The sequence below is a fragment of the Pseudomonas sp. YeP6b genome (genome assembly GCF_025642995.1).
GTDB lineage: Bacteria > Pseudomonadota > Gammaproteobacteria > Pseudomonadales > Pseudomonadaceae > Aquipseudomonas.
The window spans coordinates 3,416,779-3,441,256 of sequence record NZ_CP080090.1; the positions used below are offsets into that span (position 1 = coordinate 3,416,779).

A 24,478-nucleotide genomic window follows, 5' to 3' on the forward strand; every position below is an offset into this window, starting at 1 on the left:
AGGGAGCTCCTAACCGAGTTTGATGCGCTGGCCATCCAGCGCGACAGTACTGTCGGCGAACAGGTCAAGGGTTTCGCCACGCAATTGCCAGTCGCTTTTCACCTGCTGGCTGACCGAGCCTGCGTACAGGTCTTCGTGCCCCTCCACGCGGCGCCGACTGTCGCCGAACTCCGCTGTGTGCACCTGCACGTATTGGTGCGCGTGCAGCGCAGTGTCATGGCGTTGCAGCCAATAGCTGTCGGCGCGTTCACCGCTGACCTGCAGCGTTTTAGTGGTCAGGCAGGCGTGGGTGCTGTGCAACAGGACGCTGGCGCTGTGCACGGCGAGTGCGGCGCCGGCGTCCAGGTTGATACCGTCCCGTGCCTGCACCTGCAACGCACCTGTTGGCAGTTGCAGGTGCAGGTCGCCGTCCACACTCAAGCGTGCGGGCGTGGTGCTGTCGCGCTCCAGCACGGTAAGGATGTAGCCGCTCGCACCCTCCACGCAGATCAGCACCGCATCGCCCAGTGCCGGGTGTAGCAGGCACCCGGCTGCGGGTTTGAGCCAGAAACGTCGCCCGTCGCTACTGACGACGCCGAAACGCTCACCCTCCAGGGCATTGATCCGGGCATGGTGCAAGGTGGCCGTGTATTGACTGTGCGGCTGGACGTGCGGTGGCATGATGTTCTCCTTACAGCGTCGGCTGCCAGCAATCAGCGGCCAGGCGTAGCGGGTCGGTAGGGTAGATGTCGCCGAGCCGTGCCCCTTGCCACTGGCAGTTGTCCAGTTCGGCGGCGTGCAGGTTGGCGCCAAACAGATCGGCATCCGTGAAATCGGCGCCACGGGCACGCAGACAGATGCATTGCGCGTAGCGCAGACGCGCGCGCAAGAAGCGTGCGCCGGGCAGCTGCGCACCGTTCAAGTTGGCCTGTATCAACCCACAGTCGGTGAAGTCGACAGCGTTCAACTGCGCGTCGGTAAAGATCGCCTGCAGCAGGTTAGTGGCGATGAAGCGCACCCGTGTCCCCTGGCATTGGTACAGCGACAGCGCGCGGGTTTCGGCATGGCTCAGGTCAATGTCGGTCAGGCTGCTGCGATCAAATGCACATTGCTCAAGGTGTGCGTCGATCATGTAGAGGTTGCGCAGCAGGCTGTCGGTCACGCGCACTTGATGCCATTGCACTGAGCTGGCATCGGCATCACACAGGCTCATATGGTCCAGTTGGCATTGACGCATGACGCTGCCGCGTAAGTTGGGCACTGAAAATGCGCAGTCAACAAAACTGAGGTTGCTGGCATTAGCTTCGCTGAGGCTCAATCCAACGGCCTCGCACCGTAACCAGCGGCCACCTTCGAGCGTAACCTTGGCAAAGTTTGCCCCATCGAATTGGCAATTCCTGAAGTCGACCTGACGCAAATGGCTGCCGCAAAAGTGGCTTCCCGCCAGTTGACAGTCGACCCAGGTACAGGCCTTGAGGTCGGCGCCATTGAAGCAAGCATTACGCGCATCGACTTGCTCAAAGCGCGCATCGCGCAAAGCAATCCCCCGGTAGTCACCGCCGGCCAGGCAGAGGTCGCGCAGTACGCCGCCTTCAGCGATGCGTGCGCGCAGCTGTTCGGCGGTCATTGGTTCAGACATTGTTGAGTTCCTCGGGTAAACGGCAATAGCTCAATACAGCACCCTGCAAGCGTGCTCCAAGACCTCGCGCGCCTTCGCTGGACACCGCATGCAGATTGCTGTCGCGCAAGTCGGCCTGCTCCAGCCGGACTTTGCGCAGGCGGGCCTGCTGCAAGTTGGCGCCCACCCACTGTATGTGGCTGAGGTTGCTGCCAGTGAAGTCGGCATTGCGGGCGCACAGGCGATAACCGTGGCTGCTGCGCAGGTCGCACTGGTGGAGTAGCGCGTTTTGCAGGTCGCAGCCACGCAGGCTCGCGCCCACCAGTGAGGCGCCTTGCAGGCTGGCATTGGCGAGGTCTGCGTGGTCCAGGCGAATGCCGGGCAGTTGGCAATCCAGGTCCAGTTGCAGGTCAGCGGCCTTGGCATTGGTCAGGTCAATGTCTTGGCCCTTGACCGCTGACCACGCCGCTGATTGCAGGCTGGCGCCGCCCAGCTGCGCATGGTCCAACAGGCAAGCGTTGAAGCGGCTTTTAGCTAACTGCGCGTCGCGTAGGTTGATATGGCGCAGGTCGCAATGTCGCAGGATGCTGCCGGTCAGGTCGGCGCCCAGCCATTGAGCGCCAGTCAGTACGCAGCGATCAAACACGCAGCGCTGCAACGTGGCGCCGGCCAAGTCGCTGGAAGACAGATCAAGGTCGACAAAATGCGCGCCTTCCAGGTGCTCGCCACGGGTGTGGGCAGCCTCCAGTAACGCGCGGGTCCATGGCTCGGCCTTGGGTATGATGTGGTCGCCGTGGGCAGTCGGTGGTGGTGCGTTTCTTAGCGGATTGGCGCCTGGAATGGCCCCCGGTAACTTTGCCCGCAGTGCGTGCATTGTCTGCTTGATGTGCTGTTCTGTCTCACGCATCTGTTGCAAGCCGGCGCTCAGTTGCGTGTGCAATGAGGCTTTGTGCTGCGGCGACAGCGACAGGTAGTCAAGACTGGACAATGGGTCAATCTTGAGGGCGGGCGAGGCGCTTTGCTCGGCGTGCTTGATCTGCTGGCGCAGCGCCTCGGGGTGCATGTTCAGGCGTCTCGCCGTCTGGTCCAGGAACTTCTCGGCCGCCGCGTGAGCGTGTTCAATAGCGGTATGAATGCGCGCCTTAAGCGCCACCGGGTCGAACGCCGGGGTCTTGGCCGCAGGGTGTGGCATCAGTGCCGCGAGGTCAGGGGCAGTGGCCGGGTAGTCGGCCCGGTTCAAGGTTTTACCGAAGCGTTTGCCGAGGTTGGCGGCGCATTCCAGTACCTTGCCTTGTTCGGCGGCGAAGGTCGCGTAACGGGCGTCAATCGAGGCTTGCATACGGCGGATAATCACCTCTTTGTCGACGGTTTCCCGTGCTGTTGGGATCGCTGCAGCCGTCGGTTTAACGCAAGGCCAGAGTTTTTCGCAGCAGGCGGCGACGGTTGCGCAGGGCGCGCCGGCGCACTCATACAGTGCGCCTAGCTGGGCAATATCGGCGCCGTCAAGATCGGCCACGCTGACCTCGGCCCGGTACAGCAGCAAAACCCGCTCAACGTCGGGGAACAGCCAAACCGTGTCGAGGTGCACAGTCGGCTCTTCGACCTCGTGCGCAAGCGCCGTTCGCTTCACAAATAGACGTACTCGCAACGCCGGCAACGTACCACTGACCTGCGGGTGCTGCGGGTGCATGCCCTCCACGCACCAGTCTTCGTTGCCGCTCCAGTAGCCAGGCGCACATTGGTCCTGGGGCACCGCATCAAACCAGCGGGCATCGCAATCCAGTGGTGGGTAGGGCGCACGGCGCGCGGTCCATTGCGCATCGCAGGTTCCCCACCACTCACGACGCTCCAGGCAATGCGGCGGCAGAGGGCCCAAGGTGGCGATTGGCAGGGTCTGCCCTGGCACTCTCATGGGCGAAAGTGCGTCTTCGATTTGTGGCAACGAGGTGCCCACACAGCTGTCAGGATCAGCCACATAACCGCTGCCGTCGGGATTGTCCGCCCAGCCGGCCCCTCCGAAGGCATGGTGCAGGTCCAATGGCAAAGGTAGGAGCGGGCCTGTGGTGCGTGGCGTAACACCGGCCACACCACGCTGCCAAGTCCGCGGCGGATGCAGGTGCAGAATCTTACTGATGCTTGCCACCCGCACGCGCACCGCCATGCTCTGTTGTTGCTGCTCGGACGTCAGCGGGTAGGCACTGCCGTGGACCGCGAAACTACCACGGGCCTTCTTCAAGCCACTGTCGAACGGTTGCTTGGCGAAGCGTTCGCTGAGCCAGGGCAGCGCGTGTTCAGCGGCGATGACTGGGTGGTCGCGGTCATAAAGCAACCCCACAGTGATCGTCAGGCTCGCCGGCTGCGGGCCTTGTTGGCGGGCCAGGGTCAACAGGCTGATATCGGGATAGGTCAGATGCATGGTCAGCTCCTTCGTCAGACTGGCAAGTCCAGCGGGCTGAATTTTTCCACCGGTTCGAGTGCCAGGTTGGCGACCATATTGAGACTTTCCGTCAAGCCCTTGACTGTTTGTGACAGCGCGTCGAACTCGGCTTGTTTTTCCGCGGCCCGGGCCTGCACTTCCAGAGGAACAGGTGGGATATAGGGCGTGCTGAACGTCGCTGCGTCAGCATTGAGGGTATTCACACTGGCAGTGTCTACGCTGAGTGTGCGCGAGACCGTTGCGGTTTCAGTCGTGGTCTTGCCGTGGACAGTCAGGTTGCCGTTGACGAAGGCATTTCCCTCGATGACCGTGTCACCTTTGAGGGTCAGGATGTGGCCAGCGACAATCCGAACACCCAAGGCATTCATCTCGATGGAGTTGTCCCCACAGACCAGGGTGATTGATTCGTTTGCGGCCATGTTATAGGTCTTGACTTCGACATCCCGCAGGTCCCCGCGCAGTTGGGTAACCGAGCTTTGCAGGCGGGTGATCAGCACGCTTTGATCGGATACTTTCGAGCAGTCTTTCTTGGTCGTCGAATAGGTGTAGTCAATCCCGTTAAACGACATTGAAGCGCTGACGCCTGACGTATTCATGGCCACAGAAGTTGCTTGTCCAGTGAGGCTGAGCTTGAGTGCGCCAAAGCTGGCGTCCGACTGCACGGTAGCGGTCTTGAGTGCGGCCGAGAATGTAGGGGCGTTGCTGTAGTCAGCCTTGGCCCCGAGGTTGAGCCAGCTCGGGCCACCCCAATGGCTACCTGTGTTGAGGTTGCCCAGCGGTTTTTTTGGCTCGGGTGGCTGCGCCGGCTCAGTGGCATCCGGTTCTGGGCCGCTGCCACTGGCTGGCGGTGGCTCACCGGTGCCCATGGACATTGAATATACGCCGGGCACCTCGTGGTGAAGCGAAGACGAAGTCAAGTGTAAATGCGCGTTGGTACGCAGTTGTGCGCCAGCGATTTCGCCATTGCCCAAGGTCAAGGTGGTGCTGCCGCCAGGCGCGCCCATTTGCATGTGAGCAGCGCCAGGTTGGTCGTCAATCGCCAGAAAGTGCCCGCCCGCCGTGGACAGCCCACTCTGGGTGGCGTTTTTTTCATTGACCCGGTTGGGGTTTTCCGAATTCGGCACGCTGCCGACAATAATCGGCCGGTCCGGGTCGCCGCCAAGGAATGACACCAGCACTTCGCTGCCTTTGAGCAGCGGAAAGTGCATGCCATGGCTGGAGCCGGCAGACATCGACGCCATGCGCAGCCACGCCGAGCCTCGCGTGCCAGGCTTTTGATGGCGAATAAAGGGGAAGCGGACTTTATAGCAACCGTGCTGGTTGAGCAGCGGCTTGCCGCAGTCGTCGCCATCCACCACGGCGCTGAGCACGCCGACGACGTTGGGCTTTTGGGTATCCAGGCGTGGTCGGAACTGCACCGCGGCGGGGATCACCACAAAGCGCACCAGGGTATCGCGGGGTGCTTTATCGTCGCTTGTCGCAGGCAGAGGTTGATGACCGCTGTGGTGCACCTCAAGCACTTGGTAGACCGCATTCATACCCGGGTGGGTATGGCCGGTGAGTGCCATGCAGCGACCCGATCGAAGGCCGACAACATGACCACTGCCCTGAAACAGCCGATGCCGGCAACCCAACGCCTGGGCGCGACGTTGCGCCAGCCAGAGACCCTGATCGTTATTGCCAAAATGCTCGCCATACACACCGTATTCACCGCTGAACGCGGGTGATGGGCCCGGTGCCTGGTCGTTGCCGGCGACGCAGCCGGCCGCCACGGGTGCGGTGCTGTGCAACGACCGTTGTGCGTTGCTGGCGGAGAAGTCTTGCAGCACCACGTGCGCCGGCTGCACCACGGTACGACGAATGAAGCTGTGGGCGACCGCTTGCAGATCATTGTTCAGCGCGGTGTCCAAGGGGCGGTAGCGCACCGGCAGCAAGGACCTGGGTTGGGCGCTGCGGTCACTGCAAATGATCAGGGCTTCCTGTTCAGCCTGTTGTTCGAAGAAGTAGTAGCAGCCGCTGTATTCCAACAGGCGAGAGAGAAAGTCGAAACTCGACTCTTCGTATTGGCAGGTAAAGCTGGCTTGGGTATGAGGAATGTCGTCGTCCCGCAAGCGCAGGTCGAAATCGAAGACCTGCGTGCTGGTGCTGTCCGAGCCCTGACCTTCATGCGTCAGGTCGGCATGCTTGAGAATGTCACGCACCAACTCCGGCAGATTTTTATCCAGCCAGATTTCGCTGAAGCGTTGCAGGCGCAAGCGGCTCATGCGTGGCTCCAGTACCACGCGGCAATAGTGGTAGAGCTCGTCGGCGTCCAGCACCTCCACCGACGTTACGATGCCATGGTACGGATGCGCCGCGCCCAAGGTGTCAAACAGCGTCAGGTGTGCGGGAACGCCGAGCATGGCGTCTTCGTTCAGCAACGGAGCCAGTGACGCCAGTACCACCTCGAAGCGATACGGCCGCGATAACAGATCTTCACCCTGCCAGCTGGCAACCAGCAGATGTTCGAGGGCGAGCGCGTCACTTTGGAACGTGCACAGTGGTAGCTCGGTCGATGTCATGGTCTGAACTCCTGGTTACCTGCGCAATCGAGTCACGGGGCCACTGTAGGGCGGGCTCGTTTTTTTAGCGCTCGGGTAAAGACCTGATTGTTCAGCTGGCCACGGACTCGATCAGCCACTCACCGTTGACGTTCACATCGACCGTGATGGCGGCGAGTACGCGCTGTTCGGCCAACGCCGCCAGCAGCACGTCCGACAGCCGCGGTGTAAGGCTGGTGCGCAGGATGAAGTCGATGTTGCGCGCGCCGTTTTGCCCACTCGTGCAGCGCTCGGCCAGGGTGCGGGCTACCGACGCGCTGAAGCTTAGGCGCACTTTGGCCGACGACAGCAGGCGCGCAGCCAGTCGCGCAAGTTTCAAGTCGACAATGCTCACTAGGTGCTCAGCTTGCAGGGTGAAGTAGGGGACGATGGTCATGCGGGCCAGCAACGCTGGTTTGAAATGCAACGACAGCGTGGGTCGGATGCGCTCCACAAGCGCGTCGGCACTCGGGCGATCGCCGGCGCACAACGCGCTGATTTCATCGCTCGCCAAGTTGCTGGTGAGAAATATCACGGTGTTGCTGAAGTCGATGTGCCGCCCTTCACCGTCGCACAGGCTGCCCTTGTCAAATACCTGATAAAACAGGTTGACAACCTCCAGATGAGCCTTTTCGACTTCGTCGAGCAGCACCACCGAGTAGGGGCGGCGGCGCACGGCTTCGGTCAGCACACCGCCTTCGCCATACCCCACATAGCCTGGCGGCGAGCCTACCAGGCGGCTCACGGTATGCTTTTCCTGAAACTCGCTCATGGCGAGGGTCGTCAGCGCATGCTCACCGCCAAACAAGTGATCGGCCACTGCGAGTGCGGTTTCAGTTTTGCCGACACCGGAAGGGCCCACAAGCAGGAACACGCCTAATGGTTGTTGCGGATCGCGAAGGCCCGACTGCGCCGCCTTCAATATGTCGCAAAGGCTCTGGACGGCAGCATCCTGGCCATGAATGCGGGTTTTTATGTTGTCCGCCAGCGCCATTACGCCGCCAGCGCTGTCACGTAGAACCTTGCCCAGGGGAATGCCGGTCCAGTCGGATACAACGTTGGCGATGGCGTCAGGGTTGACCTCTGTAAACAGCAGTGGGTCGTCACCTTGCAAGTGCTTGAGCCTGTCACTGGCCTCGGTCAATGCCGCGCCGGCGCCGTTAACGAGTGGCCCCTGTGCGCGCAGCTCAAGCACGCGATACGCCGCAGCACGCTCAGCGTGCCAGCGGACTTCCAGCGCTTGGTACGCCACAACCAGTTCAGTCAGTGTTTGTTCAATGGCCTGTACGCGCCCTGGGTCTACGGGATGGCCATGGTTTCGATCGCGTTCCAGGGCCTCGCGCTCACGCGACAAGGCCGCCTGCTGCCGCTCGAGGCGTTCCAGCTCGGCGGGCCGCGTGTCCAGGCCAATACGCACGCGCGCACTGGCCGTGTCTAACAAATCCACAGCTTTGTCGGGCAATAAGCGACCGGTGATATAACGGTCGGAGAGTTCGGCGGCGGCGATCATGGCATCATCGCGAACGCTTACGCCATGGACTGTTTCATAGTGCGATTTGAGGCCCCGCAGAATCAGCACAGCGGTGGCCACGCTCGGTTCGTCCAGCTTGACCACCTGGAAGCGGCGGGCGAGGGCAGGGTCTTTTTCGACGTACTTCTTGTACTCGCTCCAAGTGGTCGCGGCGATAGTGCGCAGCTCCCCCCGGGCCAGCGCAGGCTTGAGCAGGTTGGCGGCGTCAGAACCACCGCTGGCCCCACCGGCACCAATCAGCATGTGGGCTTCATCGATAAATAAAATGATCGGCACAGTGGACGCCTTAACCGCGTCGATAACGGCACGCAAGCGACGCTCAAACTCACCTTTGACACTGGCACCGGCCTCCAGCAAACCCATATCAAGACTCAGCAACCGAGTCGTGCGCAAAAAGTCCGGCACATCGCCTTGGTGGATCGCCAGTGCCAGGCCCTCGACCACGGCGGATTTACCGACGCCGGGCTCGCCGACCACAATGGGATTGTTCTTGCGGCGCCGGGCGAGGATATCGACCATCTGGCGAATTTCCTGGTCGCGCCCGAACACCGGGTCAATGCCACCACTGGCAGCCTTGGCGGTAAGGTCTTCGCAGAAGCGTGCAAGGGTGTCTTCGCGATTGACCCCGGCGCCGGCGTCAGACGCGCCGCCGGCCAGCGACGCACTTTGCAGCTGCGCTAATGGGCCTTCGCTGGAACCCGCGACGATATCGGCAAACGCATTACTCAGGCGCTCGCGTGAAATACCCTTGAGCAGTTCGCCGTAGCGGGTCCCCGCCGTGTAGTAGCCCAGGCGCGTAATCAGCGCGAGCAGCAACGTTCCGGTACGGATGCAAGGGCTGCCGACAATCAGCGATGCCGCGATCCAGGCGTCTTGCACCCATTCGGTCAGCAGCGGTGAAAACACCGGGCGTCCAGGGTTCCCCTGCTTGAACTGCGCCAGGCTATCGTCAATCTGAGCTGACAGGCGCAAGGCGTCCACCTCGAAATACGCCAGAATCAGCGCAACATCGGCCTGTGGGTCTTGCAGCAACGGGTGCAGGAAGTGTTCGAGGGTAATCTCGTAATGCCCGCGCGCCAGCGTCATGCCGGCGCCATTCTCCAGTGCTTGACTACTGAAGCTGTTGAGCCTTGCAAACAGCGGCTTGAGTTCTACCTGGATCATTTTTCGCTCCTCGGTTGGGCGCTCTGACTCTGCGTCCCGGCCAGCATGAATACCGCCTTGCCCTGATTGACCGTGTGGCCGAGCCAAGTGTTGGTACCCAGGCGGTGCCAGCCGTCCCCCAAACGGGTGCCACCCTGTTGTGCGGGCTTGAGACTCAATACCAGCCGACAGTTGACCGGGGTATGCAGGTACAACGCAGTTAATCGTTCGATACGTTTGTAGAGCGTGGCACCTGGCATCAGCAGGTGAAAACGCAAGGCATCCAGTGGGCCGATACGGATATCCAAGGTGCTGCTGCGGTCACTGACCTGTTGCCCCAGCAGGCTGTCTTGGCCCAGCACATTGCCCTGCATGCCCAACCGGCAGCGGGACTGGTCATCAATCGGCACATGGCTCAGTACACAGGGCACGACCTCTACGGGGTCGCCGTCCAGCGTGCTGCGCAGCAGTTGCTCCAAACCCAGTGCAGAGCGTGGGAACTGGTTGAAAATGCCGGCGTAGCGCAATAATTGCGGCGCCTGCTGGCGCCACTGCGGGTCGGCGTCTGCCAGGCCAATCAGCGAGCGCACCAGGTTCAGGCGCCCAAGGTCACGCCGCTCGCCAATCGCCATCCACAGGCGATGCTTTTCCCAGGCACGAAACAGCAGCGGGTACAGCGCGGCGTGCAATATGTCGAGAAAGTCGCGGCCGGCGCTATGGCCTTGTAACTGCTCGTCGATCAAGTCTTCGGTATAGAACGTCGGCAGCGGCGACGTCACGCCATACAGGCCAAAGAAGCTGGCTTGCAGGTGGTAGCGCCCACTGGGGTCTTGGTCGATGGCTAAAACGTCGCACTCGGGGAACCCCAAGCCCAAGTCTGGGCGTATTCGCACGCCGTCGCTGAAGGCCTCATCGTTTGGGAAGCGCAGGCGCAGCAAGCGCAATGCCTGGAAAAAAGCATAGTCGCGACCTTTGGCCAGCAGGGGATCCTGAGTCATAGCAGGCGTTGCCGACCGATTTTCGCCGGCCATGAGAGTGTCTCTTGGTTCACACTGTCATACAGCTTGAGTGCCACGAAGCTGTTGAGCGCCACACAGCCTGCGAAGAACTCATCAAGCACTACGCCAAACAGGTAGAGCCCGCCAGGCCCAAGGAAGTGGTCGCCGCGGCACTGCAAATGGACCACCGTACCTTCGATGGGCAGGCCATTGATGAAGCGCCGCTCCTGAGTGGCCAGGACTTTTTCGATGCCATTGATGCGCCGGTTATTGGCGTCTTGCCCACTTTCATCCGCACTTGGGAGGTAGAGTTTGAGCAGGCTCTTGAGGTAATCGGCATCCAGCAGCTTAAAGTGGTTGGCGTTCAACTGGGACAGCATGCGCCAGAGCAACGGGTCCTGATATTTGGGCGGATGGCTGGCGGTTATCCCGCGAATGTTGCGCAGGGTGACGCGTGCCGGTGTGTTATCCATCGGTTGGTTGAGGTCTCCGGGATGCAAGCTTTCCGGCGCTGGGCCGTCGGTGCACAGGAGCGAAATCGACAGGGTGAGGTCTTCCGGCGATTTGCGGTCGGCATACGGCAGGCTGATAAAGTGCTCGTAGTCACGTATGTCATTGCTGGCTTGGCGTATACGCAGGTTGAACGCATCGCGCTGGTAAATGGTGTGAAAGGGTTTCAAGGTTTTTTCGTTGCCGGTTCCCGAGTAAGCACTGACACTCAGCACCGAATGAATACGTAAGCGCTGGCGCTGGGGCTGGTTCGAAGGCTGGATGCGATATTCGGCTTGCCGATGATCGACCCGCAGCGGGTACGCGTCCTGGGTGAACAGGTTGACCGCCGGTGTTACCCCGAGCATGAAGCTGTTTTCGGTTATTGGCGGCGCCCAAGAAGGCACCTTGTCGAACACCAGTTTGATGCTCATGCGCGTGCGCTCGCCTCGGTTGCGCCAGCGCTGCAAACCGCTCAAGCGCACAAACAGGAACTTCTCCGGCAGCGCGAAGTATTCCTGCAAGCCACGGTAGGCAGGGTGCGCGGCGTCCGGATAGGGCAGCAGCGCGTGCTCGCGATCAAATCCACAGGGTTGGATGTAGCTTGCCGGCAGCAACGTCATCGGCAGGCCTTCACCCTGGATGCGTATTTCCCGCACATGCTGGTCCAGCAGGCGGAGGAGGGCGCAGGCTTCGCTGAAGGGGTCCCCCAGGTAGAAGGTCAGGCTGTCGGTGTTCAGGTCATTGGGCGCGACTGTCAGCGCGAGGTCCAGCACCAGGCTGCGGCTCTCTGCGGTACCGCCGTCCCAGCGCGCACCGGTGAGTGTGACGGGCTCAAGGTCGACCGGCATTGTGCTACGAAAGCGCACGCGATGGCCGTCAATGGGTACGGAAGCCACTTCGCATCCGCTGTCGATAGGCAGGGTCTGCGAGAGCGGCGTACGCGGCGCGAACTGCAACAGCGTCATGCACGGCAGTGGCTGCAAGTACTGCGGATAGAGCAACTGCGCCAACTCCTGGACAAATTCGGGAAACTCATCGTCCAGTCGCTGACGCACCATGCCCGTGAGAAAGGCCACACCCTCGAGCAGACGTTCTACATCTGGATCGCTGGCCGAGCCGTTGCCGAGCAAGGGCGCCAAGGCAGGGTTGCGCTGCGCAAACTCATCGGCCAGATGCCGCAGGTTATTCAGTTCACTCTGATAGTAGATGTTCTGCATGGTCCACCTAGCGCATCGACAGCGAGACACGCCCGTCGCAGGAGACGAGGGTCGACAGGTGAATGGGGATGTCGCGATTATCGATCGCCACCAGTCCATCGAGCATGAAGCGCAACGACAGTACCTCGCGACCGTGTTCGGCCAGCGTGATGCAGGGGGATTTCAGGCGGGGCTCGTAACGCGCAACCATACGTGTCATGTGCTCGATGATTTGCGTGGTTTCTCCAGTGGCGAAACTGCCGGCCAGGTTAGTGAAGTCGGGCACACCGAATTCCGGGTCTATCGGCACGCTGCCTTGGCGCGTGTTGAGGATTCGACTCAGATGCGCCATCAGTGAGTCCAGCAGCACTTGAGCCTGGGTCAGGTGGGAGCGTTCGCTGCCCAACTGCAGGGCGCCAATGCGTTCCAGCAGGCGTTTTTCTTTCATCACCGAGGCCTCATAAACTCATCATTCAAAGGGTGCGGCCATCGTCAGGGCGAATGACCGCAGCGTGCGCAACAGCGGGCCTTCAGCTCTTGTCTAGCTTGCCGACCAACGACAAGGTGAACGAGGCGCCCATGTACTTGAAATGCGGCCGGACCTTGAGGCTGACCCGGTACCAGCCCGGGTCGCCGTCGACGTCGTTGACGCTGATTTGCGCCTGACGCAATGGCCGGCGGCTACGCACGCCCACGGCTGGGTTGTCCATGTCGGCGACGTATTGACGGATCCAGCCGTTGAGTTCTGACTCCAAGTCGCCGCGCTCTTTCCAGGCACCAATGTTTTCGCGCTGGATCACCTTGATGTAGTGAGCCAGGCGGCTGACCACGAAGATGTAAGGCAGCTGCGTGCCGAGCTTGTAGTTCAACTCCGCATCCTTGCCTTCTTTGTCATTGCCGAAGTATTTGGGCTTCTGGCAAGAGTTGGCGGAGAAGAACGCGGCGTTGTCGGTGTTTTTGCGCATGGTCAGCGCAATAAAACCCTGCTCGGCCAGCTCGAATTCGCGTCGCTCGGAGATCAGCACATCGGTGGGGATCTTGGTCTGCACCTCACCCATCGCTTCGTAGTTGTAGATCGGTAAGTCGCTGACCGTACCGCCACCTTGCGGGCCGATGACGTTGGCACACCATCGATACTGCGCGAAGCTGTCGGACAATCGGCTGGCAAACGCGAAGGCCGCATTACCCCACAGGAAGTCGCGGTTGCTGGCCGTGACGTTTTCGTTGTACCGGAACTTGCGGACCGGCACCGTCTCTTCTCCGTAAGGCGTACGCAGCAAGAAGTGCGGCAAGGTCAAGCCTACGAATCGCGAGTCTTCACTCTCGCGAAACGCATTCCACTTAGTGAACTGCGGCCCCTCGAAAACCGCCTGCAGGTCTTTCAGGTTGGGCAGTTGGGAGAAGCTGTCGACACCAAAGAATTGCGGGCTTGCTGCTGCAATAAATGGCGCGTGCGACATGGCTGATACCGACGCGATGGACTGCAACAGCTTGATGTCCTGCGAGCCAGGGCTGAACTCGAAATTGCCGATAATGGCGCCGAACGGCTGGCCGCCGAACTGCCCGAACTCCGCGCTGTAGACCGCCTTGTACAGGCCCGAGCGGGTGATTTCCGGCGCATCTTCAAAGTCATCGAGGAGTTTTTGCTTGGCCACACTGAGCATTTCCAGGCGGTTGTTTTCACGAAAATCAGTGCGATCAACCAAGAATTTCAACGAGCGCCATGACGACTCAAGTTTTTGAAAACGCTCATCGTGCAAGATTGCGTCGACCTGACGGCACAGCTTGGCGTCCAGCGCAGCAATCATGTCGTCGATCAGGTTGGCGCTGACTTTTTCAACCGCGCGACTGGGCTCAAGCAGTTGTGCGACAAACGCCTCCAAACCTTGACGCGTCACGGAGTAGGCTTCGTCGCCGGGCTTTATGCGGGCTGTTTCGATCAATTGATCCAGCAGCGAGCCTGGCTGTTGCGTGGCTGGCATTTGCGCGGCCGGGGTCTGGGTGTCTTCTTGAGTCATTGCTCTACTCCTTTTCCTCAACGCCCAGCTCACCGAGCAAGCGGGCACGTGCACCTTCGTCCTCGATCAACGCCTGTAGCGCCTTGCGAAAGTCGGGCACATTGCCCAATGGGCCTTTTAAAGCTTTAAGTGCGTCGCGTAGGGCAATCAATTGGTTGAGTTCCGGTACCTGTTCCACCAGCGCATCCGGCTCAAAGTCACGAATCGACTCGAACGTCAGATTCACCGCCAGGCGTTCATCCGGCGCAGCGTCTTCCGAGAGGCAGTTGGCGATGGACATTTGCAGATGCAGGTTCTGGCCTTTGAGCACGTCGGTGAAGTTGTCCTTGTCGACCCGAATAGGCTTGAGTTCTTCGACAGGGGTGTCGTCTTCACGCAGGGTGAAGTCACCAATGACCAGTTGTTTGAGCGGCAGCTCGACCTGCTCCTGGGCATCGCCTGTCGCCGGTTTGTAGACAATATTGACGCGCTCTTTAGGCGCGACAGAACCGTCACTTGCCATGGTGTTTCTCCTCAGTGGGCGACTCGCACACGCGGTCGCGTCTTGTCACGGGTTCAGTCGTTGGCGCAATCCGCACGTTGCCCACAGCGCTTGCGCCAGAAGCCGTCGAGATCGAGGCGCGACAAGCGCCGGGACCATTCAAGCGAGGCGCTGTGCTCAAGCATCATTTGCAGCAGTGGCTTGATCAGTTCCGGCTCCCATTGCTCCAGGTTGAGCTCGTCGGCCTGCGCCAGCAGCCCCTCCAACGCAATGCACAGATCCGGGTGTGGGTCGTACCGATAAACCAGTACGCACTGCGAGGCGCGCAGCCTGTAACGGTCGCGCGCACTGGCGGTGTAGGTAATGCAGCGCTGAAGCTCGGCTAAGCCATCGTTAAGCCGCCCCTCATTGGCCATGTGTCGCGCGGCGTCTATACAGGCCTCAATGCGATCGTTTGCGGGCACCACGGGGGTAGACGGCGCCAGGCTTTCCAGCCACGCCCGGGTGGGGCCATCGGCAAACGGCGTACCGTCAGCGAAGGTCAACTCGACCACTCCCGGAAGTCGGGCCGCCAGCCCTTGCACCTCCAGCGCCAAGGCTCTGGCAGCAGCACTGGCCCCAGCCTTCACAAGCGCTGCGTGACTGACGCGATTCAGGTCGAGCCAAAACGGATAACTGCTGAGCCGAGCTTCGCAAAAGCGCACCACCTCCAACGGCTTCGCGCTGCTCTGCAAACGCAGGACACTGTCTCGCAGCGTGAGCGGCGGAGCTGGCAGGCGAGTTGCCTGCCCCTGGCTGGGAGGCAGCTCGTCGAGCGTGATCCACGCCGCCTGACGATTCAGCCGATAGGCCAACGGCAGTAGGGGAAACTGATCCATGCAGTGGGACTGCACCGGGCCCAGCAACTCGAACACCTTCTCGACACTGCTGTCGATGGTGTTGATAGCGTCACCGCTGTCCAATAAGGTTACGTCCGACGCGGCCAGTGCGGGGAGGGCACTGATTGGGACGTCAGCAACCTCGGGCTCTTGAGCTGGCTGCACTGTGACTTGTTGGGGCGCCTGCGCCTCAACACAGGGTATTTGTTCCAGGCGACGACGCAATTTGGCAAAGCTGGGCGCTTGGTCGTCCTTCATACGCCATAACGCATCGATTGCATCCCAATCGCTGATCAGGCGCTCAGCCGCCAGCCTGTCCAGCGGTTTGAAAGGTTCTACCAAGGTCTTGTCCAACCACTCGATCAGCCATTGGGCGTGATTACGCCGAGCGCGCAAACGCGAAGAGGGTGGCGTCACGGCGTCCCAATGCAGGCACACGATCTCCTTAAGCAGGTGCACACCCGCGCAGAGTCCTGCCATTGCACGCAACTTGGTCCATGCACACAACAGCCAAATGGCAACCCGCAGGTCCTTGCCTTCGTTGTTGAGAACAAGCTCACAGAGCGTCGACAACCGCTGCCAATCCACGGGTTCAACCGCGTGAATATTATTGAGCTTATCGATTTCGGCCTGTGCCGCTGCAAACATGGCGCTGTCGCGCAAACTGTCACTTTTCAGAGGTTGCCCGCTGCTAGGCGAAGAGCCGTTCTGTTGCTGATCACTGTGCATCGGTTCGTGTGCCTCCCACCGCCTGCTAGAAAGAGTCGCCCGAGGCTCCTGGCGCAAAGCGCCTGGAACTGGACGGCAAGGCAGTAAAATAGGGGGCGGGGTGGAGTTCTCCCATCAGGTAAAGACCTGAAAGTGCGGGAGAGCTTGGTGTACGTGCGGTGATGTCGAGTCGCCAGAATTTTGACTTAACGTCATTAGCGAGGAGTGGGCAAGATGTGCACACCCAGTGTTCTGGTTTTAGATGATCAATCGTTTCAGCGCGAAATCGAATCTCTCAAACAGCAGGCTTTGCCCGCGTTCCAGCGAGATGACGAACCTATCGTTTATCGTCTTGGGAAGGCGATCTATGAGTATCGTCGTGTTGATGATGCGCTGTACGCCGACGCCGTCAGTACGTTTGGCGAACCTGCTGTAGTCGAGTTGATAGGTGTCTACGGTTACTACGCATTTGTGGCGATGACACTCAATGTTTTTGCCGTGCCCCGTGATGGGGATGCGCCACTGCCATTCCCCGAGCAATAGCGGTTGCTGAGGTGAATTGAGTATTCATTCAGGCCGCCATTCAAGCGTGATCAGCGTCCGGGTTCGCATTGCGATTGAGCCAGTTGAGCTTTTAAGCTTGCGATTTCTGCTTCTAGTTCGCGCACGCGCTGGCCAGTCTGAAATTCGACGCTAACGTCCTTCTGGATGCCGATGTAGTAGGTAAGTTGATCCGCGTCGTTGAATACTGGAGTAATCGACAGCTCATTCCAGAAAGCACTACCGTCCTTACGATAGTTGCGGATGATTTGCCGGCAAGGCTGATGCATCTTTATTGCCTCGCGGATAACGGCCAAGCCCGCTTGGTCTCGGTCATCACCCTGCAGGAAGCGACAGTCCTGATACAGAATTTCGTCAATGCTGTAGCCCGTCAGGCGCTCGAAGGCGGGGTTAGCGTAGATCAGGATGTTCTCATCGCCTTCCTGCTCGGCAATTACGATACCGTCATCCGAGGTTTCAACCATCAGTTTTAGCAGTTCTGCGTCTATCATTTTCAGGGCCCCGGTGAGTTTCATATCATTCTAGGGCAACTTGGGCGTTTTGAGCGTTTTTCAGCCCGGCTACCAGGGAAGGCGCTCTCCGTTATAAGCGAAGAAATTACCGCTGTGGGCAGGCGCCAAGCGGTCAATCAGAGATAACAACTCATGGGCAGCAATGCTGGCCGGCCTGGCTGCAGAGGCACCACGAAAGGGGTGTGACAGGCCAGAAATGACGGTGCCGGGATGAAGACTCAACAAGCGGGTCTGAGGCCGCGTTCTTGCCAGTTCGATGGCAGCCGTTTTAATCAGCATGTTCAGTGCTGCCTTGGAGGCACGATAGGCGTACCAGCCGCCCAAGCGGTTATCGCCGATGCTGCCTACCTTGGCAGAAAGCATCGCCATTGCGCCATGAGCGTCCAGCAAGGGCAGGAAGTGACGCAAAACCAGAGCAGGCCCAAACGTGTTGACTTGAAATACCGACTGCAACGCATCGGCATCAATCGCGGAGTAACTTTTTTCAGGCTTTATTTCGTCGCGATGGAGCAGGCCTGCGGCATGTAAGATCAACTGATACGGTGCTTCTTCAGTCAATTCGGCTGCCGCTCTGGCGAGACTGTCGGCATCCTCCAGATCGAGGCATGGAACACTGTTGCGCCCCAACTCTCGCACAGACGCACACTGCGGGTCCTGATTGAGCAACTCACAAAAAGCCGAGCCGAGCGCCCCGCTGGCGCCTATCACGAGGGCACGGTAGCCCTCACCAAGGGAGTTCATTTTGAAGGGACTGTTCATCTAGGCTCTCCTGCGGTCTGATGCGATTTGTTGGTGTTAACCCAGTCGTCCTATCAGTTGCAGGAACTCGTGACGCGTAGCGGAGGACTCGCGAAAGGCGCCCAGCATTACCGATGAGGTCATCACCGAATTTTGTTTCTCCACGCCCCGCATCATCATGCACATGTGCTTCGCCTCAATGACCACCGCCACGCCGGCGGCATCGGTGATGTGCTGAATGGCGTCGGCAATTTGTTTGGTAAGGTTTTCCTGGATCTGTAGGCGACGGGCGAACATATCCACCACGCGGGCCACCTTTGACAGGCCCAGTACCCTTCCGGTGGGGATGTACGCTACATGAGCCTTGCCGATGAAGGGCAGCATGTGATGCTCACACAATGAATACAGTTCAATGTCGCGCACGATGACCATTTCATCGTTTTGCGATTCGAACAATGCGCCATTGATCACTTCCTCCAGATTCATTGTGTAGCCATTGCACAGGTACTGCATCGCTTTGGCTGCGCGCTTGGGTGTGTCCAGCAGTCCTTCACGCTCAGGGTTCTCGCCTACGCCGACGAGAATTTCACGGTAATGTTCGGCTAATGATGGGTTCATCTTTATTCCTCGCAGCCTTGCTGCGCTTGATGTGTCGGCAATCCTTGGCGGTGGGAGAGTATCTGCTGCGCACGATCTGACGCAGATAACACAGGGTTCGCCAGATCAGCCATGACCCAGGCTCTTCGTCGGGGCCATGACAAGGCGAGGCTTTCTAGGGCTGCTTTTTTTTCAACGTGGGCTGCCCGTCTGATGCGGGTTTGGGCGCCGGCACCGCGCAACGGTTATCGACACAACGACGGCCACTATCTGGGTGAGGTAACCACGCCAAATGGGGACGTAAGCGGCAGAAGAGGCGATAACCGAACTCAAACAACGGGCGCAATGCACGCCACGTCAGTGGCGTTGCCCAGAAACCCAAACCGGCAGCTCGCCAGCTCCAGAAGGTGGCGTCCAGGCCGGTTACCCAGCGCCCATCAGCAAAACGGGCGTGCAGCGAGGACTGCATGTGCTCGAACGTAAACCCGAGTGCCTTGGCGTCGAATGCACCGCTGCTGATGTCCACAAAAAGCAGTCGATCCTTTATGGCATGTCCGCGCAGGAGCTTGATTTCGCGCGCACACAGCGGGCATTCACCGTCAAAGTACAGCGTCAGCGGCCAATTCATTTTATTGTACATCGACCATGACCTTGTATAAGTTTTACACAAGATATGCCGAAATAAACAGACTGACAATGGGCACTGTTTTTTCACCGCGCTTCGGACGGTAATCCCAGTTTTGTGAAGGGATCGGCGGTGCCTTCGATATCAAGGTTCGTGGCGGCAAGCTATGCGAAGGTGTTCACGTTCAGGGGGCGCTCCCAACCGGCGATTATCAGCAAAGCGGGGCGTGATAGCGTTGGAAAGGCCCATTAAGGTTCGCGGCGAAGGGCTGAAATCATCAGCTACGACGTGAGTGGGTCCAACGGTGCGATGCAGGTCACGGTCAAGAGGGTGATGCAAAATAATTAAGCAGAAATGCCGCCCATGAAATCAGGGGCGGCCTTGTCTCTGTGTCTGGTAGAAACTCAATTCCCTCTGTAGGTAGAGAAACCGTAGGGGCTGAGCAGCAATGGGATGTGGTAGTGCGCAAGGGTACCGTCTACCTCAAAAATGACCGGTACCTCCGGAAAGAAACTTGAGATTTTGTGAGCTTTGAACCACTCACCGGTTTTGAAGGTGACACGGTAGGTACCTTTCTCCAGAGCCTGGCCATCGGGGTACAGCCCGGGAATACGACCTTGCTCGTTTGTCGCAGCGTTGTTGAGCATGTCCCAGCGCTTGCCGTCCTGTTTTTCCAACGTGACATTGACACCCGGCGACGGCAAACCATCTTGTAAGTTGAGTACATGCACGCTGAGCGGGTTTGCTGCCGCTGATGCCAGTGACGAGACGACACTCAATACAACGCCAGCGAAGAGCGCTTTTAATACAGTCATGATGATGTCCTTAGTTTTTAACAGCAGGTAAAATTTTGTTGATCGCGACTAATGCGCAACCTTCATCGAATGCTGCCCCGCCGGCACCGGCCACTCCGATAGCGCCAATGACTTGCCCTTCAAACAACAACGGCACTCCGCCGCCCAGCAGCAATAGCTCATCCAGGGTGTTGAGGTTTTCAGCATCGGGTGTACTGCGAGCACGCTCTGCCAATAGTCGTGTTGGCGTCTTGGTCGATAGGGCGGTATAGGCCTTACGTTGGGCGGCTAATGTGTTATGTGGGCCAACGTTATCGTCGCGCTGCAGGGCGACTAAATTGCCTCCACGGTCGACAATTGCAGCCACACCTGTACGCCCATCGGCATGACAAGCGGCCAGCGCGGCATTTAGCAAATCATTGGCCATTGCCAGTGACACGTCGTTGCGCTGCACAACTTGGTCCGGGGCTGCAACGGCGAGCGCAGAGCTCATTGCGAGTGACATCAGCAATGAGGTCGATAGGCTTATACGCATGCTTTTTCCTTTGTTTTGTCTGGCTGAGTCATCGCCAGACATGATGACCCGTGCATTCCGTCAGAATGATTGCCTCATGATTACCAAGATGTAATGTGCCAAATCGGTCGGGCGCGCTAGCCTATGCGCCTGTTTGGGAGGAAAAGATGCGTATCTTGGTCGTTGAAGATGAAGCGAAAACAGCGGATTACCTCCGTAAAGCCCTGACTGAATCGGGCTACGTGGTTGAGGTCGCCTTGGATGGCCTGGAGGGCCAGTATCTGGCGCAGGAAAGTGAGTTCGACTTGATCATTCTGGACGTCATGCTGCCGGGCCTGGACGGATGGCAATTGCTTCAAATTATTCGTCGCAAGTGGCAAACCCCGGTGCTTTTTCTTACCGCGAGGGACTCTGTGGAGGATCGGGTCAAGGGGCTTGAGTCAGGGGCCGATGATTACCTGGTCAAGCCTTTTTCCTATGCCGAGTTGTTGGCACGCGTACGTACCCTGCTGCGCAGGGGGCCGCCCCGTGAGGTCGAGCAGTTCTTGGTTGCAGACCTGAGCCTGGATCTGTTGCGACGTAAGGTTACGCGTCAGGGTGAACGCCTGACCCTGACCAACAAGGAATTTGCCCTGTTGCACCTGCTACTCAGTCGGGAAGGGGAGGTGCTATCGCGCTCGTTGATTGCCTCACAGATCTGGCAGATGAACTTCGACAGTGATACCAATGTGGTCGATGTCGCCATCCGACGACTGCGCGCCAAGGTTGACGATCCTTACCCGCTTAAATTGATACACACCGTGCGTGGCATCGGCTACATGCTTGAGGTGCAATCCTGAACCTGTTTCCGCGTGCCCTGAGCTTGCGCCTGGCGGTCATGTTCGCGTTAGTCAGTGCGCTGCTGCTGGGCTCCATTGGTTTCTATCTATATCAGTCGTTACAGCGAGAAATCGCATGGCGCGATGACCAGGCCCTGCTTGGGCGCCTGGAGCGCATGCAGGCGTTGATCAACGACAGTGTCAGCATCGAGCAACTCAGAAATCGGTCCAAGCTCTACGAAAACATGCTGGGCAATCGCGACAATCTGCTGTGGATTGTCGATGACACTGGCCAGGTGCTGATCGAGATCAACCCCGTAAGCATGAGCTTGCCCAAGTTACCTGCCGCAGCCCAGGCTCAGCTCGGTGACGGCCACTCTTCAGTGTCGGTGCGGTTTGCCTGGCAGCATGTCATGCAGGGTGGTCGCGGCTTGACCCTGATCGCTGGCAAGTTGTTGAGTGAGCGCGAGCAGATGCTGGGCGTTTACCGACTCAAGCTTTGGCTCGCGATGTCCCTCGGCGCGCTGCTGGCTTTTGTGCTCGGCGGGTGGGTCAGTCAGCGAGGCTTACGACCTGTGCGCCTGCTGGCAAAGCGCGCTGCCGCAATTGATGTACACCATCTGCATCTGCGGCTGGATGAGTTCAACGAACTGAGTGAACTGCAAGCGCTCAGCCAAGCGCTTAATAAAATGCTTGCACGCCTTGAAGACGGGTTCGCCCAGCTATCACGATTCTCAGAGGACCTCGCCCATGAGATGCGTACCCCGCTCACTAACCTGATGGGGCATACCCAACAATCCCTGAGGTATGGTCGTTCAATCGAGGACTATCAGAACCTGTTGGTTTCCAATCAGGAAGAGTATGAGCGTCTAGCGCGAATGATCGACAGCATGCTGTTTCTCGCGCGTACTGAGCAGTCGCATGCATCTGTAAGTGATGAGTTCATCAACCTGCACGATCTAGTAGGGCAACTGTGTGAGTATTTTGAAGGCGTGGCGCAAGAGCGTGATGTCACGCTAATCAATCAAGCCCATGATCAGTTGCGGGCTGACCCGGCCTTGATCCGTCGAGCATTGGCTAACCTGCTCGCCAACGCACTGCGTTATGGGGCTCGCGCTGCGCCCGTGACGATTAGCAGTGTGATGTGTGAGGACAGGATTGAAGTCACTGTGCACAACCAAGGCCAGCCGATTTCAGCGCAACATCTACCTCGACTGTTTGAACGCTTTTACCGGTGCGACCCGTCACGCAATCAGCCGGACGATTCTGGTGGCTTGGGGTTAGCGATCGTTCGCTCAATCATGCACCTGCATGGCGGCCGGGTGACCGTAGATAGCAGTCAATCAGGAACGCGCTTTCGCTTGGAGTTTCCTATTCGAAAAGATTGAGTGGTCTTGTAGTCACTGTCGCTAGACAACTGGCAGAACCTTAGGATCTATTCGAAAAGCTCATCTACCTGTAAAGGCATGGGATGCAACCCTGTTAAGTTCAGGTGATGAGTGTTGGAACGCGTAGGCGCGCCCCACGCTTAGACTCGAAAAAGTTCTGTACGTAGCTCATGTACGCGCTACAGATCGTGCTGATCTGGACTTATGTATATCGCAAAAAACACTAATCTTGGATATCCGTTGCTTCTATCGTTGAATCCAAAGCCAAGTAATGGAAGTGGCCAGTGCCTGAGAAAATGAGCGCTCTTGAATATAACCAAGTGAGTGACTTGTCGACTTTGGCAAGACTGCCCGAACACGACGGTACTTTCGGGAGCCTGTGCTTCTTCTACAGTATTACCGCCGATACAGGAGCTGCCAATGAAGCCTATCGCCGCTGCCGCCACTCTGTGCCTAGTCATGGTCCTTGGGGCCTGCGCACCGTATATGCCGTATCGAACTGAGAACACGTTATGTGCAACAAATAAGGCGGATTGCTCGAAGGCAACTCTGCAATGGCACGCCGGCACCAGCGCCTCTCCAGGTGACTATCTTCTAGGCTTTGTCGAATTTAACGATCAGGGCGATCTGTGGCAGCGTCAGGGGATGGAGGCCGTGATCAATCAACTGAATACTGAGGCCGCCGCCAAGGACTTACTGATAGTGGTTTTCGTCCATGGCTGGCACCACTCGTCAGAGGAGGGAGATGGCAATATCAACACGTTCCGTACCGTGTTGGCTAACCTAGCGGTGGCAGAGGCTGCCTCTGGACGACCTGCCAGGGAGGTCGCCGGCGTTTATGTCGGTTGGCGAGGTGACTCTCTGGCGCTAGGTCCGATTAATAACGTGACCTTCTGGGATCGCAAAAATACTGCAGAGAAGGTAGGCCACGGGGAAGTGACTGAACTGCTCAGCCGAATAGAACTAATCAAGCGTACCCAGGACAGCAAGGCCCGCGATGCTGCATTCGAAGCCAAGAGTAAAAGCGGCGCCGGGAATACCCAGTCCACTGAGGAAAACCGCTGCGGAAAACATATCGCCGCAGGACAGGATATAACCAGTCAAACCAAACTGGTTGTCATCGGGCACAGCTTTGGTGGGCTGGTGGTGCAGTCGTCCATTGGGCAGATCCTTGAGGACCGTGCCATACGCACAAAGGGGGGCGACTACGGCTGTCAGCTGGACGTAGAGGGATTCGGCAACCTAGTGGTGCTGATTAATCCGGCATTTGAAGCCCAGCGCTACTCAGGCTTGCACGATATCGTTTCCCGCCGCACTTGGTTCCCCGCGCAGCAGTTGCCAGTAGAAGTGATCCTCACCTCTAAGGCGGACGATGCCACCGGAGTATTATTTCCTTTGGGCCGACGCTTTAACACGGTGTTCGAGAGAGATGGTTGGGACAAGAAGAACCTCACGACTGTCGGGCATTACCAGCCCTACATCACCCATGAGTTGTATAAGGCAGCGCCTGGTCATCCCGATACACAACCCCTTATGAAAGCCTGGGCAGCCGGTGGACAACCGAGTACACGGTTAACGATTGCGGGCCTCACTCTAGAGCGCACTCAGTTGGGAGATAGAAATCCCTATATGAACGTGAGCGTGAGCGGTGACTTGATCAAGAACCACAACGATATCGGTGAGCCGCAAATCATAGAATTCCTCAAACAGATGATTCTTCTATCGACGCTCCCTGAAAGTGACCGGCATTTCATAAAGACCAATGGGCAATGAGAGGGTAGGCCAAAGGTTAAATCGGCCGGGCAATAAGGGGTAATTGCCCGGTCAAACAGGCTAATCAATACTGATGTAAGACGCTGTCGGCCCGTTCATC

The 24,478-nt window shown here is 58.7% G+C and carries 21 protein-coding genes; 4 read left to right on the forward strand and 17 right to left on the reverse strand.

The window, feature by feature from the left end; all coding sequences use genetic code 11:
- Positions 1–9: 9 nt before the first annotated feature.
- From KZH41_RS15170 to tssA, 11 genes are all read right to left on the reverse strand, one after another.
- Complete coding sequence (locus tag KZH41_RS15170) at positions 10–660, reverse strand: DUF3540 domain-containing protein (RefSeq protein ID WP_263272767.1); 651 nt, start codon at positions 658–660, stop codon at positions 10–12.
- Positions 661–670: 10 nt separating this feature from the next.
- Positions 671–1,618, reverse strand: a complete 948-nt coding sequence (locus KZH41_RS15175; RefSeq protein ID WP_263272769.1) for a pentapeptide repeat-containing protein — start codon at positions 1,616–1,618, stop codon at positions 671–673.
- Entirely contained in the window at positions 1,611–4,013 is a 2,403-nt protein-coding gene (locus KZH41_RS15180; protein WP_263272771.1) for a DUF2169 domain-containing protein, read from the reverse strand. The genes KZH41_RS15175 and KZH41_RS15180 overlap by 8 nt, the downstream gene beginning before the upstream one ends.
- Before the next feature lie 14 nt (positions 4,014–4,027).
- A complete protein-coding gene (locus KZH41_RS15185) occupies positions 4,028–6,595 on the reverse strand; it encodes a type VI secretion system Vgr family protein (protein ID WP_263272772.1) in 2,568 nt (855 codons plus the stop codon).
- A 91-nt stretch (positions 6,596–6,686) separates the two neighbouring features.
- Positions 6,687–9,308: a type VI secretion system ATPase TssH gene (tssH, locus tag KZH41_RS15190; RefSeq protein ID WP_263272774.1), complete on the reverse strand. Its 2,622-nt coding sequence runs from the start codon at positions 9,306–9,308 to the stop codon at positions 6,687–6,689.
- Positions 9,305–10,285 carry a type VI secretion system baseplate subunit TssG gene (gene tssG / locus KZH41_RS15195; protein WP_263272776.1) on the reverse strand — a complete coding sequence of 327 codons (981 nt, stop codon included), beginning with the start codon at positions 10,283–10,285 and terminating at the stop codon, positions 9,305–9,307. Before tssG ends, tssH begins: the two co-directional genes overlap by 4 nt.
- The gene (gene tssF, locus KZH41_RS15200) at positions 10,282–11,994 is read right to left on the reverse strand and encodes a type VI secretion system baseplate subunit TssF (protein ID WP_263272778.1); all 1,713 of its coding nucleotides are present in this window, start codon (positions 11,992–11,994) and stop codon (positions 10,282–10,284) included. The genes tssG and tssF overlap by 4 nt, the downstream gene beginning before the upstream one ends.
- Before the next feature lie 7 nt (positions 11,995–12,001).
- A complete protein-coding gene (gene tssE, locus KZH41_RS15205; RefSeq protein ID WP_176462936.1) occupies positions 12,002–12,421 on the reverse strand; it encodes a type VI secretion system baseplate subunit TssE in 420 nt (139 codons plus the stop codon).
- Positions 12,422–12,503: 82 nt separating this feature from the next.
- Positions 12,504–13,955, reverse strand: coding sequence for a type VI secretion system contractile sheath large subunit (tssC, locus tag KZH41_RS15210; RefSeq protein ID WP_371917680.1), 1,452 nt, complete (start codon positions 13,953–13,955; stop codon positions 12,504–12,506).
- Positions 13,956–13,995: 40 nt separating this feature from the next.
- Positions 13,996–14,493: a type VI secretion system contractile sheath small subunit gene (gene tssB / locus KZH41_RS15215; protein WP_083358409.1), complete on the reverse strand. Its 498-nt coding sequence runs from the start codon at positions 14,491–14,493 to the stop codon at positions 13,996–13,998.
- Between the two features lie 53 nt (positions 14,494–14,546).
- Entirely contained in the window at positions 14,547–16,079 is a 1,533-nt protein-coding gene (gene tssA / locus KZH41_RS15220; RefSeq protein WP_263272782.1) for a type VI secretion system protein TssA, read from the reverse strand.
- A 213-nt stretch (positions 16,080–16,292) separates the two neighbouring features.
- Between tssA and KZH41_RS15225 the strand changes: the two genes are divergently transcribed.
- Positions 16,293–16,601 (forward strand): hypothetical protein, encoded by a 309-nt coding sequence (locus tag KZH41_RS15225; RefSeq protein ID WP_218193669.1) that lies wholly within the window; start codon positions 16,293–16,295, stop codon positions 16,599–16,601.
- A 50-nt stretch (positions 16,602–16,651) separates the two neighbouring features.
- Here the strand turns inward: KZH41_RS15225 and KZH41_RS15230 are convergent, their stop codons facing one another.
- The 6 genes from KZH41_RS15230 to KZH41_RS15255 form a co-directional block, all read right to left on the reverse strand.
- Positions 16,652–17,110 carry a PAS domain-containing protein gene (locus tag KZH41_RS15230; RefSeq protein ID WP_263275110.1) on the reverse strand — a complete coding sequence of 153 codons (459 nt, stop codon included), beginning with the start codon at positions 17,108–17,110 and terminating at the stop codon, positions 16,652–16,654.
- A gap of 69 nt (positions 17,111–17,179) precedes the next feature.
- Positions 17,180–17,890 (reverse strand): SDR family NAD(P)-dependent oxidoreductase, encoded by a 711-nt coding sequence (locus KZH41_RS15235; protein ID WP_263272785.1) that lies wholly within the window; start codon positions 17,888–17,890, stop codon positions 17,180–17,182.
- 36 nt (positions 17,891–17,926) lie between these two features.
- The gene (gene folE, locus KZH41_RS15240) at positions 17,927–18,487 is read right to left on the reverse strand and encodes a GTP cyclohydrolase I FolE (protein WP_094951071.1); all 561 of its coding nucleotides are present in this window, start codon (positions 18,485–18,487) and stop codon (positions 17,927–17,929) included.
- 154 nt (positions 18,488–18,641) lie between these two features.
- A complete protein-coding gene (locus KZH41_RS15245) occupies positions 18,642–19,106 on the reverse strand; it encodes a thiol-disulfide oxidoreductase DCC family protein (protein WP_263272788.1) in 465 nt (154 codons plus the stop codon).
- 389 nt (positions 19,107–19,495) lie between these two features.
- Complete coding sequence (uraH, locus tag KZH41_RS15250; RefSeq protein ID WP_094951073.1) at positions 19,496–19,906, reverse strand: hydroxyisourate hydrolase; 411 nt, start codon at positions 19,904–19,906, stop codon at positions 19,496–19,498.
- 10 nt (positions 19,907–19,916) lie between these two features.
- Complete coding sequence (locus KZH41_RS15255; protein WP_263272792.1) at positions 19,917–20,420, reverse strand: GlcG/HbpS family heme-binding protein; 504 nt, start codon at positions 20,418–20,420, stop codon at positions 19,917–19,919.
- Between the two features lie 146 nt (positions 20,421–20,566).
- On the opposite strand from KZH41_RS15255, the gene KZH41_RS15260 reads away from it, so the two are divergent.
- The 3 genes from KZH41_RS15260 (at position 20,567) to KZH41_RS15270 (ending at position 24,378) form a co-directional block, all read left to right on the forward strand.
- A complete protein-coding gene (locus KZH41_RS15260; protein WP_242149427.1) occupies positions 20,567–21,238 on the forward strand; it encodes a heavy metal response regulator transcription factor in 672 nt (223 codons plus the stop codon).
- On the forward strand, positions 21,235–22,605 hold the full coding sequence (locus KZH41_RS15265; RefSeq protein WP_263275111.1) for a heavy metal sensor histidine kinase: 1,371 nt from the start codon (positions 21,235–21,237) through the stop codon (positions 22,603–22,605). Before KZH41_RS15260 ends, KZH41_RS15265 begins: the two co-directional genes overlap by 4 nt.
- Positions 22,606–23,025: 420 nt before the next feature.
- On the forward strand, positions 23,026–24,378 hold the full coding sequence (locus tag KZH41_RS15270; protein WP_094951077.1) for a hypothetical protein: 1,353 nt from the start codon (positions 23,026–23,028) through the stop codon (positions 24,376–24,378).
- Positions 24,379–24,478: the final 100 nt, after the last annotated feature.